This window comes from Roseateles agri (genome assembly GCF_034043675.1).
In the GTDB taxonomy this organism is placed as follows: domain Bacteria; phylum Pseudomonadota; class Gammaproteobacteria; order Burkholderiales; family Burkholderiaceae_C; genus KK5.
In genome coordinates this window covers 1-13068 of record NZ_JAXCLA010000002.1, presented here as the reverse complement: position 1 = coordinate 13068, position 13068 = coordinate 1, and the positions used below count along the sequence as shown (strand labels likewise).

Sequence of the window (13068 nt, the reverse complement as noted above, 5' to 3'; positions counted from 1 at the left end):
CCCAGGCCTTTGTCGACCAGTTCCTGTCTCAATCACTGGCTACCGATGAAGCGCCCCAAGCATCCCGAACATTTCCACCTTCTGCCCTACGTTGCCCGCTGGCTGGTCCTGGCGAGCCTTGTGGCGATCCTGGCCGGCAGCGCGTCGGCGCTGTTCCTTCTCGCGCTCGAGCGCGCGACGGCCCTGCGCGAGGCGCATCGCTGGCTGATCTGGGGCCTGCCGCTGGCGGGCTTCGTCGTCGGCTGGGTCTACCTGAAGCTGGGCCGCGACGTCGAGGCGGGCAACAACCTGCTGATCGACGAGGTCCACGACCCGAAGAAGGTGGTTCCGCTGCGCATGGCGCCGCTGATCCTGGTCAGCACCGTCATCTCGCATCTGTTCGGCGCGTCGGTGGGCCGCGAGGGCACGGCCGTGCAGATGGGCGGCGCACTGGCGGACCAGCTGACGCATCTCTTCAAGCTGCGGCCGGAGGACCGGCGCGTGCTGCTGATGGCCGGCATCAGCGCTGGCTTCTCCTCGGTGTTCGGCACGCCGCTGGCCGGCGCGATCTTCGGGCTCGAAGTGCTGGTCATCGGGCGCCTGCGGTACGACGCGCTGCTGCCGTGCTTCACCGCGGCCATCGTGGCCGACCAGGTGACTGCGGCCTGGGGCGTCCATCACACGCACTACGCGGCCGGCATGCTGCCGGCCATCGGGCCCTGGCCGCTTGCTGCCGTGGTGCTGGCCGCCGTCGTGTTCGGCCTGGCCGGCATGCTGTTCGCCGACCTGACCCACGCCGGCCAGGCCTTCATGAAACGCAGGATTGCCTATGCGCCGCTGCGCCCGCTGGCCGGTGGCATCGTCATCGCCGCCGTCGTCTGGTTCGCCGATGGATGGCGCTACGCGGGCCTGGGCATCCCGACGATCGTCGAGGCCTTCCAGCATCCGCTGCCGCCCTGGGACTTCATGGCGAAGCTGCTGTTGACGGTGGGTTCGCTGGCCAGCGGCTTCAAGGGCGGCGAGGTAACGCCGCTGTTCTTCATCGGTGCGACCTTGGGCAATGCGCTGGCGCTGGTCCTGCACCTGCCCGTCGGATGGCTGGCCGCGTTGGGCTTCGTGGCCGTGTTCGCCGGCGCCGCGAACACGCCGCTGGCCTGCACCTTGATGGCGATGGAGCTGTTCGGCGCGAACATCGGCGTGTATGCCGGCCTGGCCTGCGTCGTCAGCTACCTGTGCTCCGGCCACACGGGCATCTACCGTTCGCAGCGGGTCGGCCACGCCAAGCACCGCCACATTCCGGAAGGCCTGAAGCTCGGCGAGGTGCCGGCCTTCCGCAAGGGCGAGGCGCCCCAGCCACCCGTCAAATCCGACTGAGCGCCAGGCCGAGCGTCGTCAACAGCGCGGCGCCGAAGATCGTGAGGCCGACGACGCGCTTGCGATGTGTCAGCACCCACAGGGTCACGCCGGACAGCGAGAGCAGGATCAGGCTGCCGGCCAGGGTGTCCACCAGCAGGATCCAGGGCACGCTCATGCCCGTGCCCTTGTGCAGGTTGGTCAGCGTGCCCATCAGGCCGTTGTCCACGCTGCGCACGCCGACCGAACGGTTGCCCACCCACAGCTCGGCCTGCACCGTCGACTTGGGACCGCCGAAGTTGATGAGCCAGTGCTCGGGCTGCATCAGCTTGGGCACGGACTTGTCACCCTTCTCGGTCCAGGCCACGGCCTTGGCGGGCTCGACGCGAACGGAGGTCGGCGGGCCGCTGAGTTCCAGCGCGCCTTGCAGCCAGGCGGCGAGCGCCTGGGCATCGGCCGGCGGCGTCTCGGGCAGCGCGAGTTCGCTGTTGTTGCGCACCTGGGCCATCGGCGGCAGCTTGAGCACGGCGCGGTGGTTGAGCCAGATGCCGCTGCAGCCGAACAGCAGGCCCAGGGTCGCGCCCCACAGGCCGATCCAGCCATGGCCCTTGCGCAGCCATTGCACGGCCACGGCACGCCTGGGGACGCGAGGCTTGCGCGCTTGAGAAGGAGACAGGTGGGCGGCCTCGGAATGGTTCATGACTTCAGGTTTCGGTCCACTGCCGCAGCAGGTTGTGATAGGTGCCGACCAGGGTGCGCCGCGCCTCGGCGTCGGCGTGGGTCTGGTTCAGGCGCTGGATGGCGTTGTCGAGCTCGAACAGCATCGTGCGGCGCGCGTCGTCGTTCACCAGGCTCTGAATCCAGAAGAAGCTGGCCATGCGTACGCCGCGGGTGACGGGCGTGACTTCGTGCAGGCTGGTGGCCGGGTAGACGACCATGTCGCCTGCCGCCAGCTTGACGCTGTGCAGGCCGTAGGCGTCGTGCACCTGCAGTTCGCCGCCGTCGTAGTCGGCAGGGTCGTTCAGGAACAGCGTGGCCGATACATCGGTGCGCAGCTTGCGCCCTGTGTGCGGATGAATGCGCACACTGCCGTCCACATGCGGGCCGAACTTCATGCCCTCGCCGTAGCGGTTGAACATCGGCGGGTAGACCTCGTTGGGCAGCACCGCGCTGATGAAGCGTGGGTTGCGTTCGAGCAGTTCGAGGATCAGCGCCTGGCACTGCGCGGCGACGTCGCTGCGCTCGTCGATCTGCTGGTTGAACTTGACCGGCGCGCCGCTGTAGCCGGCGGAGACGCGGCCATCGACCCAGGCCGCGCCGGCCTGGTCGAGCCGGGCGCGCACGGCTTGCAGTTGCGCGGCATTCAGCACGCCCGGGATCGTCAGCAGCATCGGTGGTCTCGGCTCAGGGGCTCAAAAACGGTAGGTGCCCGAGATCATCGCGCTGCGCCCGGTGCCCGGCACGGCACGGCCGCCGTCGGACTGGATCAGGGCGTCGTAGTAGTACTTGTTGGCCAGGTTGAAGAGGTTCAGGCGGATGTCGTAGTCGTGCTGGTGGTAGCCCAGCGTGGCGTCGAGTCGCACATAACCGGGAACCTTGACGGTGTCGGTGTTGTTCAGGAAGCGGCTCGACATGGCCACCGCGCCGCCGCCTAGCTGCCAGTGCGGCGCGACCTCGTAGGTGCTCCACAAGGTGGCGGTGTTCTTCGGCGTGTTGCCGGGCACCATGCCCTCGGTGCCGACGGCGATCGCGTGGACGATGCTGGCATCGAGGTAGGAATAGCCGGCGAACACCTTCCAGCCGTGCGCCAACTGGCCCGAGGCACCCAGGCGCGCACCGCGCACGCGGACCGTGCCGGTGGCCGTGTAGTTGCCGCTGACGTCCTGGTTGCGGGCGTTGTCCTGCGTGATCTGGAAAGCTGAGGCGTTGAGGGCCAGCAGGCCTTTGTACGGCTCCCACTTGCCACCCACTTCGTAGGCGGTGTTCTTCTCCGGCGGCAGCGGCGCGGTGCCGCCGGTGGTGTTGGTGAGCTGCTCCAGCGACGGGTTGAACGAGGTGCTGTAGCTCAGGTAGTAGGACTGGCTGTCCGTCGGCTGCCACAGCGGGCCCAGGCGCACGCTGGTGAAGTGCACGGTCTGCTCGATCCGTGCCGGTGCGGTGGCCGAGGTGATCGTGTTGTTGACCGTGGCCGAGAAGCGGTCGTAGCGCAGGCCGCCGACGAATTTGAACTGGTCGTTGAATTCCAGCGTGTCGTTGACATAGGCGCCCAGCGTCGTCGCGCCGCTGGTGGAGAGGTTGCCGGCCTTGCTCGGTGCGGTGTCGGGCGAGGCGGTATAGGTCGGATCCAGCAGCGGTGCGCAGGCCGCATAGCCGGACGTGCCGGTGGCCGGGTTCAGCGCCACGCCGTTGCAGCTGCCGTTGCGGTAGTAGGCCTGGTTGGAGTAGCTGTCGTGCCCGACCTCAGCGCCGAACAGCAGGCGGTGCGTGACGCCGCCGGTGGTCGCGCTGGCGGTCAGGTCGGTCTGGTTGAAGATCGAGGTGTCCTTGATCACGCGGTCATGGCTTTGCAGCCGCGTCCACAGCTGGTCGAGCGGCAGGGCGCTGATGCCGGCCGGGCTCAGCGGCGTGAAGCCGCCGGCGCCCACCGTGCCCAGGCCCTGCGAGGCGGTCTCGACGGCGTTGACGCGGACATTGCTGTACTGGGTCTGGTTGCGCAGGCTGCTGGTGGCCGAGATCTTGTGCTCGACCAGCGCATTGAGCGCGCCCACGTCCTGCGTCGTGTGATCGTCGGTGAAGCCGTAGAAGGCATTGCGATCGACCTGCACCGGCCGGCCGTTGAGCGGCGAGAAGCCGTAGTCGGGCATGTCGTGGTTGTGCTGCAGCAGCGCCGACAAGGTGATCTGCGTCGGCGATCCGATGCCCACGGTGATCGACGGCGCGATGCCGAAGTCGCGGTTCTTCATCTCGTCGCGCGTGGTCGGCCGGCCGCTCTGGCCCATCACGGCCACGCGCACGGCCGCATCGCTGCCGATCGCCTGGTCATGGTCCAGCGTGGCGCGCACCATGCCGTTGGTGGTGACCGAGGCGCCCAGTTCGGTCGAGCCTTTCAGCGTAGGCCGCTTCGACACCTGGTTGATCGCGCCGCCGGTGGAGCCTCGGCCGAACAGCATCGACGACGGCCCCATCATCACCTCGACGGCATCGAGCGCGAAGGTGTCGCGGTAGTACTGGCCGCGGTCGCGGAAGCCGTCGAGGTAGATGTCGGTGCGCGCGGTGAAACCGTTCAGGTTGATGTTGTTGCCGATCTGGCCGCCCTCGGCACCGCCCAAGGTGATGCCGGGCACGTTGCGCAGCGCATCGGCCAGCGATGTCGCGCCCTGCGACTCCAGCAGCGACTTGTTCAGCACCGTGACCGATTGCGGCACGTCACGCAGGTCCGCGCCCAGCTTCGTGGAACTGGTGCCCGCGAACTCCTTCGCAGACTCCCCCTCGACCACCACGCGCGCCAGTTCGCCGGTAGCGGACGCAGCGGCCGCGGGTGGGGCTGGGGTGGCGGGAACTTGCTGCGCCCAGACGGCGGGGGCAGCGAACAGGGTCAGCAAGGCGGTGGCGACCGGGGTACGACGCTTCATGAAATCTCCGAAAACAGTGAGCAAATACGAATCAATCTCACTGTTAATTCGGATTGTCGAGGCAAGGTTCAATGCCTACGATTCTTTACAAGCGCACTGTTCGGTTCAGGCGTTTCTGCCTGCTCCCGGGCGGACGAGCAGGACCGCGCTCAAGGTGCAGGTCACCCCAAACAGAGCCATGCACGAACCGAGTGGCCGGGGCGTGCCATCGGCAAAGCTGCCCACGAAGGCCGAGCCCAGGATGCCGGTGCCGAACTGCGTCGCGCCGATCAGCGCCGAGACCGAGCCCGCGACCTCGGGGAAGAGATTCAGGGCGCCGGTGATGGCGTTCGCCGCGATCAGGCCCGTGCAGGAGATGTAGAGAAACAGCGGCACCACCAGGCCCGCCAGACCACCCCAGTCTGTCCAGGCGGCCAAGGCCACCCACAGACCCATCACGCCTGCACCCACGGCGCCGATCCGCATCAGGCGGTCGCTACCCAGCCGCCCGACCAGGCGGACGTTGAAGAAGTTCATGGCCATGATGCCGATGGAGCCGAGCGCGAACAGTATCCCGTAGTGCCGCGCGGCCACATGGTGATAGGTGATGTACGCGAACGGCGTGCCGGCGACGTAGGCGAAGATCCCGCCGTACAGAAAGCCGCCCACACCCAGGTAGCCGAGCAGCCGGGGCTGACGCAGCAGCATGGCGTAGGTGCCGAACACGCGCGCCAAGGGTTCTCGAACGCGCTGACTCGCCGGCAGCGTCTCCGGCAGCGTGGCCAGCAGGCCCAGCGTCACAAGCCCGACCACGACCAGCACTTCGAAGATCGTCCGCCAGCTCGCCACCTGAAGCACCAGACCACCGACGCTCGGGCCGAGCAGCGGCGCGATGGCCGTGACGATCATCAGTGTGGACATCATCTGCGCGGCACGCGCGCCGCTGTAGAGGTCTCGCACGATGGCGCGAGCCAGGGTCACGCCGGCACATGCGCCGATGGCCTGCACCGCGCGCCAGGCGACCATCACCTCCACGCTGTTCGAGAAGGCGCAGCCGGCGGCGCCGACGATGAACAGCACCATGCCCAGCGCAATCGGCAGCCGGCGACCGATGCGGTCGCTCAGCGGGCCCCAGAAGAGCTGGCCGAGGCTGAAGCCGATCAGGTAGCCGGAGATGGTCAGCTCCACCGTGCCCGGCCGCGCATGAAGCGCGGCGCCCATCGTGGGCATCGCGGGCAGGTAGATATCCGTCGAGATGGACGCGAAGGCCATCAGCAGACTGAGGATCATCAAGGTCCACAGGCCGCGCTCATCCGCCGCGGCGACGCGCTCGATCACCGCGGGTTCGCCGCACCCGCTCATTGCGAGGCCTGACCGGGACCGACCAGGTACTGCGCGTCGGTTACCGGCTCCATCCAGATGACGTTCTTCCCGTCGAGCGCCTCCTGCACGGCGATGTGGGTCATGGAGGTCGTCGGCGAAGCGCCATGCCAGTGCTTGTGGCCCGGCGGGCACCAGATGACGTCGCCGGCGCGGATTTCGACGATGGGCTCGCCCTCGCACTGCGTCCAGCCGCAGCCGGCGGTGACGATCAGCGTCTGGCCGAGCGGATGGGTGTGCCAGTTGGAGCGGGCGCCCGGCTCGAAGGTCACGCTGGCGCAAGACACCCGCGCCGGCGCCGGTGGTGCGTTCAGCGGGTCGATGCGGACGATGCCGGTGAAGAATTCGGCGGGACCCTTTTGGGAGGGCTGGGAGCCGGCTCGTTTGAGATGCATGGTGATTCCTTGAATGCGTTGAGGCTCAGGATTTCGCTGACGCCCGGGCTTGCTGGTCCAGCGCCGAGTTCAGACGTTGGCTGCTCTCGGCTTCGCCAGCCGCGGACAGCGTGTCGGCAAGCTGCCGTAGTTGGCCCACGGTCAAGCCGACATTGAGGCTGATGCGGATGTGCGAGAGCAGTTGGGACTCGACGCCCTGGAGCGCCGACAACGCCGCCACGGTGGCCAGTTCGCGGCAGGGCCAGTCGAGGTTGTCGCGGGCGAAGATGTCGCCGAACAGGTGGGTCTTCAGGAACTGGTCAATCGCCGGCGCGAACTCGAACAGCGGGCCCTTGACCGGCGCACCGGCGAGCCGGGTCTGGTTGGCCGTACCGGTTTCGAGCAGCGACTCGCCGACGGGCACGGCACCGGCTTCACGCCCGGGCGCGTCCTTCAGTCCGCGTGCACGACGCTCGTCCAACACCTTCATCAGTTCGCCCAGCGCATTCAATGCGCGGGGGAAGCCGGTGTAGGCATAGAGCTGCACCAGCACTTCCTTCGCTTCGGCGACGCTGAGGTCTGCATCGAGACCTTTGTTCAATGCTGTGGCGAGCGCTGGCATGTGACCGGCCGCCATGCTGGCCGCGATGGGACCGATGGCCAGTTGCCTGGGAGAGAGCTTCGTGTCGGTCATGGTGTTTCCTGTCGAATCGGGAGTGAGGGGCGCCGCAGCCGCGGTACACGGAACGATGGCGACGAGCGCCATTCCCAGCACATCGCGCCGCGCGACGCCACTGTCAGCGCCCGAGGTATTGCTCATCGCTGACCTTCCCCAGCCAGTTGACGTTCTTGCCGTCCACCGTGCCGGTGACCGCCATGTGCGTCATGGCCGTCGTGGGGGCGGCGCCGTGCCAATGCTTGACGCCGGGCGGGCACCAGACGACGTCGCCGGGCCGGATCACGTGGACGGGCTGACCCCATTCCTGGACCCGACCGACGCCAGAGGTCACGACCAAGTACTGGCCTTTCGGATGGGTGTGCCAGTTCGATCTGGCGCCGGGTTCGAAGGTGACGAGCCCGCCCGACGCATTGATGTCGGCGTTGGCCGCGTACACCGGGTCGATCCGCACCCTGCCGGTGAAGAACTCGGCAGGCGCCGGCACTGAGGGGATCGTGCCGGCGGCATTGATCCGTTGTGCCGCTGGCGCCTCTGGTTCGGCAGCCCATGACGGAATCACGACGGCCAGGGTGCACGCGAGTGCAAAGATGAATCGCAGCGGCATGGTGGCGTGCCTCAGTGGGCGACGAAGCCGCCGTCGACCGGCAGCGCGACGCCGAGCACCATGCTTGCAGCGGGGCTGCACAGCCACAGCACCGCGGCGGCCACTTCCTCGGGGCGACCTAGGCGCCCGATCGGCTGCAGCTTCAAGAACTCCGTCATCGCCGCGGGGGCGATCTCGTCGCCCATGGGCGTCTCAATGCAGCCCGGGCAGACGGCGTTCACTCGGATGCCCGTAGAGGCGACATCCAGCGCGGCGCTCTTGGTGAGGCCGATCACGCCATGCTTGCTCGCGTGGTACGCGGCGCGTCCCGGAAGACCGACCAGGCCGCCGAGCGACGAGCAGTTCACGATGGCGCCGCTGCCCTGCTTCTTCATCTGCAGCAACTCGTGCTTCATGAAGGTCCAGACGCCGCGCAGGTTGACCGACTGCGTCGCGTCAAAGCCTTCCAGCGTCTCCTCGGACATCTCGCACATCGGGCCGAGGATGCCGGCGTTGTTGTAGGCCATGTCGAGCCGGCCGAATTCGGCGACGGTGCCCGCCACGGCCGCCTTGGCTTGCGCCTCGTCGCTGACGTCGCAGGTAATGGCGATCACGCGGTGGCCGGCGGCGAGCAAGGCGTCCGCAGCGGCCTTGAGCCGCGCTTCGTCCCGATCCACGAGCGCGACAGCGGCGCCCGATTCAGCAAAGGCCTGCGCGGTGGCCAGGCCGAGACCGGAACTGGCACCGGTCACGAGGGCCACCTGGCCCTTGAAGTCGTAGCGGGGATTCATCGGGTTCTCCTTGGGAAGTGAGGTATTCGCTTCGGTATGGAGACGAATGTAGGCGCGGGTCGTTCTGGCGACTAGCTGCAATAATCTGCATGTACTTGTGAGAAAAATTCAGCAATGGCACGTGACCGCATCGGCGACGTACAGGCCTTTCTCGTGGTGGCTCGCGAGCGCAGCTTCAAGCGCGCCGCGGCCCAGCTGGGCGTATCGGCCTCCGCGCTGAGTCACACCATCCGCGGACTCGAGGAGTCGCTGGGCGTGCGGCTGCTCACGCGCACGACGCGCAGCGTCTCGGTCACGGAAGCCGGCGAGCGGCTGATGAATTCGGTGGGGCCGAGGCTCGCCGAAGTCGATGCCGAGCTCAACGCGGTCAGCGACCTGGCCGAGAAGCCCAAGGGCACGATCCGCATCACGACCACCGACTACGCCGCGGACACCGTCATCTGGCCGCGGCTCGCGCCGCTGCTGCGCAGCTATCCGGACTTGAAGGTCGACATCACGGTCGACTACGGCCTGGTCGACGCCGTCGCGCAGCGCTATGACCTGGGCGTGCGCTCCGGTGACCAGGTCGCCAAGGACATGATCGCGGTGCGCATCGGGCCGGACATGCGCTGGGTCATCGTCGGCTCGCCGGACTACCTCTCGACGATCCGCATGCCGAAGAAGCCCGAAGACCTGCTGGCGCTGAATTGCATCTCACTGCGCTTCGCCAGCGGCGGCCTGTACGCGTGGGAGTTGAAGAAGGGCAAGCGCGAGCTGCAGGTGCGGGTGGAAGGCCAGGCCACCTTCAACGGTGCGTACCAGATCCTGAACGCCGCCTTGTCGGGCCTGGGCCTTGCGTTCATGCCTGAAGACATGGCGCAGCCGCACATCGAGGCCGGTCGGCTGCGCTGCGTTCTCGAAGACTGGTGCCCCGTCTGCCCGGGCCTGTACGTGTACTTCGCGAGTCGTCGTCAGCCGTCCCGTGCGCTCTCGCTCATCGTCGAGGCCCTGCGCTACAAGGCCCCCTGACGATTCTGCCGCGACAACTCCCCGGCGAAATACATTGCGCGTCAATCAGCTTCTGAGGCGACGGGCGATAACCAACGGGAATAGCCGCTCAGTGCCCCGATGCAAGGGGCGGACGCCGAACCTAGCGTGATCACAAGCCTGCGAGCCTGATCTCTTTGGGTTCGATCGCTCAGACCTTGGCGAGGAAGGCCGCCGCATCACCCGCTTCACACTTCCAGTCTGCGAAGACCCCGATCAGATTGCATTCCACGCAGCGACAGGCGATGTAGTACCAGCGCACGTCATGTGTGCCCTCATACACGGAGACACCGGACATCAGCTCGAACACCTCGTTCTCGCACACGCACTCGTGCGTCTCGGGCACGGCTCCTTCAAAGTAGTCCGCGCTGTCGCCCATCAGGTGTTCCTGCCCGCAGTCGGTGCAGGTGCGGACTGCTACGCCGGCTTCTTCATCGGTCCGCAGCGCGAAGGTCCGGCTTCCGCAATCGCATTTGGACGCAGCAAATCGGACGGCCTCGTGGCGGTTCGCAATGCTGTAGCTGCGCAGCTCGGCTTGGGTGTCGCCTGACGTCGTCCCGTACCAGAACTCGCCCTTCTTCGTCAGTGCCATTGATGCTGCTCCGTTTTCAAGATGTGCTTGCCGGCAGACCTAACTCCAGGCTCGCGCCGATCATCTGGATTTTGCCTGGAGGTCCAATGAATTGCCGTTAATGGCCCGGGTCGCGCGTGGCCGCCAACAAGAGCTGTCGACAACGCAGCGCACACCGCGGGCCACAATGCCTCTGGATTACCGACAAGGTGCGACCGATGAAGATGCCACCGCGGAGGGTGCTGCTCCTCGCGCTGAACCTGATCGCATTCCAACTGGCTTGGTTCGCAAGCATTCTCGGAGCGGCGCACGGCCAGCCGAACTGGGGTATTGCCGCCGTGGCGGTCGCCGTGGCGTTGCAGTTCATCGTGAGCGATGCGCGCATTTCCGACGCCGTACTGCTTGGTGCAGCACTCGCCGTCGGCCTTGTTTGGGACACGGCCATGACCCGCACCGGCCTTGTCGAATACGCGTCGCCAGGGCCGATTGCCGGGTGGGCTCCCGGCTGGATCCTGGCGCTGTGGGCGCTGTTCGCCACGATCCTTCGCGAGCCCTTGCGATGGCTTCACGGTCGCTGGATGTTGGCCGCCCTTATGGGCGGAGCCAGCGGGGCGATGTCTTACTGGGGCGCCGTCCGTCTGGGCGGGGGGCGATTCCCGGACTTCGAACTGGCCATGACCGTCTTGGCAGTGGGATGGGCCGTCATTACGCCTGCGCTGACACAGCTCGCGCGGTGGCTGAATTCTCGTAGGTGAAATGCCAGCTGCCGACCCGTTGCGGTCCTAGAACTGTTCGAATCGGACGCCCCAAAGCCGCCGTTCAACGTTCAAGCTGAGCCGCGATCAGCGGCTGGGCATGGAATGCTCACAATGAATGGCGGGCCTAAAGTGACCAGCCGTTGCGAATCGGCTTCAGCGCAGGGTTTGTCTACCCGCCACGAGCAGCCAATCCATAGAGATGGCAAAGAGGTCTTGCCTGCGCCGACAGCAGATCGTCGCTGGCCGCGCTTTGCAGCTCGATCGATGCCGCGTTAACGCCGACATGATCGGCTGCGGGCTTGTCCACGGTAGCTGTGGACAACTTTGGGGACGACCTGAAGATTCCCGACATAGACCCTTGATCCGTCGGCGTTCGCCTTTGCCTGCTCTCAAATGAAGCACCGAACGGGGCTTCTCGTTTGAGGCGATGAGGAGCTGGAACCTGCGAATGGACGGGTGCTCACTCCCCTCCAGGCCAGGATGCACAAAGAAGCAGCAACGCCGTTGCCGTAGCCGTTATGTGGACTGCACCACTCCGATTTGTGACGCGCTTCACGGACCTGCTGCCATGTAGGTAACTTGCCTACGGCAATTGCCCTTAACCCCGGCACGCGACTGCCGGCTTCGCCTTCTGCCGGCGAAACCCCCGTTCCTTAAAACTGGCGTCATCGCAACGGGCAAGCGCCCAGCAACGTGAGACCAAGGGGAGATGACCATGATGAACTTCAAGCGCACTCTGCTGATCGCCGCACTGCTGACGCCGGGCCTGTCGATGGCTGTGACCGCGAGCAACACCTTCCAGGTGACGGCCACCGTGATCAGCTCCTGCACCGTCTCGGGCACGACCTTGAACTTCGGCAACACCATCGATTCGCTGGCCACGCCGACCCCGGTGGATGCCACCTCGACGCTGACGGTCACCTGCTCCAACACCACGCCCTACACCGTCGCGCTGAACGCCGGCACCAACGCCGGTGGTGCTTCCAACTTCAGCACCCGCAAGATGAAGAGCGGCAGCAACACGCTGAGTTACCAGCTCTACACCGACACCGGCCGCTCGACCGTCTGGGGCGACGGCACCGCCAGCAGCAGCACCTCCGCCGGCACCGGCACCGGCAGCGCGCAGACGCTGAGCATCTACGGCCGCCTGCCCTCGATCGCCAACGCCGTGCCGGGCGCCTACACCGACACCGTGACCGTCACGGTCACCTATTGATCGCCGGCCCCACCGAGACTGCCCAGGAAAGACGACCATGCCAGCAACGATCAAGCGCGAGGACTTCCGCTTCATGGTGGTGGACGACTTCGCGACGATGCGACGGATCATCTCCGGCCTCGTCCGCGAACTGGGTTTCCATCACATCGTCGAAGCCGAGAACGGCCGGGCGGCGCTGCGCGGCCTGGAGCGGTCGGCGCAGTCCGGCGAGCCCGTGCACTTCGTGCTCAGTGACATCAACATGCCGGTGATGAACGGCTTCGAGCTGCTGGAAGCGCTGCAGGGCAAGCCCGAGACAGACACGCTGCGCAAGCTGCCCGTGCTGCTCGTGACGGCCGAGGCCCGCAAGGAAGACATCATCCGCGCTGCCCGCCTCGGCGCTGCCGGCTACGTGGTGAAGCCGTTCAGCAAGGACACGATCGGCGACAAGATCCACCTGGCGCTGAAGCACCGGCACCTGTTCGTGGATTGATCGCGCCCTGCTCTCGCTGCAGTGCGCGGGCCTGCGCCGGAGCGCGAGCGTTGGCGCAGGCCTCTGGCAAGGTGGCGGCGCGGTCCGGGCCTTGAGTCAGAACTCGAACGAGCCTGCTCGAAAACCGCCGGTGGCGAGTGTCTGGAAATGTTTAGGTTTGTCCGACACCTGCCCGTCGCGGCAGACAGCTCGCCGCGGTACACCGACCTGAGGGCAGGTGTTGGGTAAACCTCAAGGGAGGAAACCGCGGCGCACGTGGTGGTGCTTGTCGAAGC

The 13068-nt window shown here is 66.6% G+C and carries 14 protein-coding genes; 5 read left to right on the top strand and 9 right to left on the bottom strand.

All coding sequences use genetic code 11. The annotated features are described in order from the left end of the window. The first annotated feature begins 45 nt into the window (after positions 1-45). Positions 46-1353, top strand: a complete 1308-nt coding sequence (locus SNE35_RS04260; RefSeq protein ID WP_320421623.1) for a voltage-gated chloride channel family protein — start codon at positions 46-48, stop codon at positions 1351-1353. Here SNE35_RS04260 and SNE35_RS04255 read toward each other — a convergent pair. The 8 genes from SNE35_RS04255 to SNE35_RS04220 form a co-directional block, all read right to left on the bottom strand. After that, entirely contained in the window at positions 1340-2032 is a 693-nt protein-coding gene (locus SNE35_RS04255) for a PepSY-associated TM helix domain-containing protein (protein WP_320421622.1), read from the bottom strand. The genes SNE35_RS04260 and SNE35_RS04255 overlap by 14 nt on opposite strands. 4 nt (positions 2033-2036) lie before the next feature. Further along, complete coding sequence (locus SNE35_RS04250) at positions 2037-2723, bottom strand: Fe2+-dependent dioxygenase (RefSeq protein WP_320421621.1); 687 nt, start codon at positions 2721-2723, stop codon at positions 2037-2039. 21 nt (positions 2724-2744) lie between these two features. Continuing rightward, complete coding sequence (locus tag SNE35_RS04245; RefSeq protein WP_320421620.1) at positions 2745-4964, bottom strand: TonB-dependent receptor; 2220 nt, start codon at positions 4962-4964, stop codon at positions 2745-2747. A gap of 105 nt (positions 4965-5069) precedes the next feature. Then, on the bottom strand, positions 5070-6305 hold the full coding sequence (locus SNE35_RS04240) for a multidrug effflux MFS transporter (RefSeq protein ID WP_431312708.1): 1236 nt from the start codon (positions 6303-6305) through the stop codon (positions 5070-5072). Beyond that, on the bottom strand, positions 6302-6718 hold the full coding sequence (locus SNE35_RS04235; RefSeq protein WP_320421619.1) for a (R)-mandelonitrile lyase: 417 nt from the start codon (positions 6716-6718) through the stop codon (positions 6302-6304). Before SNE35_RS04235 ends, SNE35_RS04240 begins: the two co-directional genes overlap by 4 nt. A 25-nt stretch (positions 6719-6743) precedes the next feature. Continuing rightward, positions 6744-7517, bottom strand: coding sequence for a carboxymuconolactone decarboxylase family protein (locus SNE35_RS04230; protein WP_320421618.1), 774 nt, complete (start codon positions 7515-7517; stop codon positions 6744-6746). After that, entirely contained in the window at positions 7495-7980 is a 486-nt protein-coding gene (locus SNE35_RS04225; protein WP_320421617.1) for a (R)-mandelonitrile lyase, read from the bottom strand. Before SNE35_RS04225 ends, SNE35_RS04230 begins: the two co-directional genes overlap by 23 nt. An 11-nt stretch (positions 7981-7991) precedes the next feature. Further along, on the bottom strand, positions 7992-8750 hold the full coding sequence (locus SNE35_RS04220) for an SDR family NAD(P)-dependent oxidoreductase (protein ID WP_320421616.1): 759 nt from the start codon (positions 8748-8750) through the stop codon (positions 7992-7994). 114 nt (positions 8751-8864) lie between these two features. On the opposite strand from SNE35_RS04220, the gene SNE35_RS04215 reads away from it, so the two are divergent. Beyond that, entirely contained in the window at positions 8865-9758 is an 894-nt protein-coding gene (locus SNE35_RS04215; protein ID WP_320421615.1) for a LysR family transcriptional regulator, read from the top strand. 169 nt (positions 9759-9927) lie between these two features. Here SNE35_RS04215 and SNE35_RS04210 read toward each other — a convergent pair whose 3' ends face one another. Beyond that, on the bottom strand, positions 9928-10368 hold the full coding sequence (locus tag SNE35_RS04210) for a hypothetical protein (protein ID WP_320421614.1): 441 nt from the start codon (positions 10366-10368) through the stop codon (positions 9928-9930). Between the two features lie 197 nt (positions 10369-10565). Here SNE35_RS04210 and SNE35_RS04205 point away from each other — a divergent pair, with 197 nt between their 5' ends. The 3 genes from SNE35_RS04205 (at position 10566) to SNE35_RS04195 (ending at position 12793) form a co-directional block, all read left to right on the top strand. Continuing rightward, the gene (locus SNE35_RS04205) at positions 10566-11102 is read left to right on the top strand and encodes a DUF2878 domain-containing protein (RefSeq protein WP_320421613.1); all 537 of its coding nucleotides are present in this window, start codon (positions 10566-10568) and stop codon (positions 11100-11102) included. A gap of 718 nt (positions 11103-11820) precedes the next feature. Beyond that, positions 11821-12321, top strand: a complete 501-nt coding sequence (locus tag SNE35_RS04200; RefSeq protein ID WP_320421612.1) for a Csu type fimbrial protein — start codon at positions 11821-11823, stop codon at positions 12319-12321. Positions 12322-12358: 37 nt separating this feature from the next. Beyond that, positions 12359-12793, top strand: coding sequence for a response regulator (locus SNE35_RS04195; protein ID WP_320421611.1), 435 nt, complete (start codon positions 12359-12361; stop codon positions 12791-12793). The last annotated feature ends 275 nt before the right edge of the window (positions 12794-13068 follow it).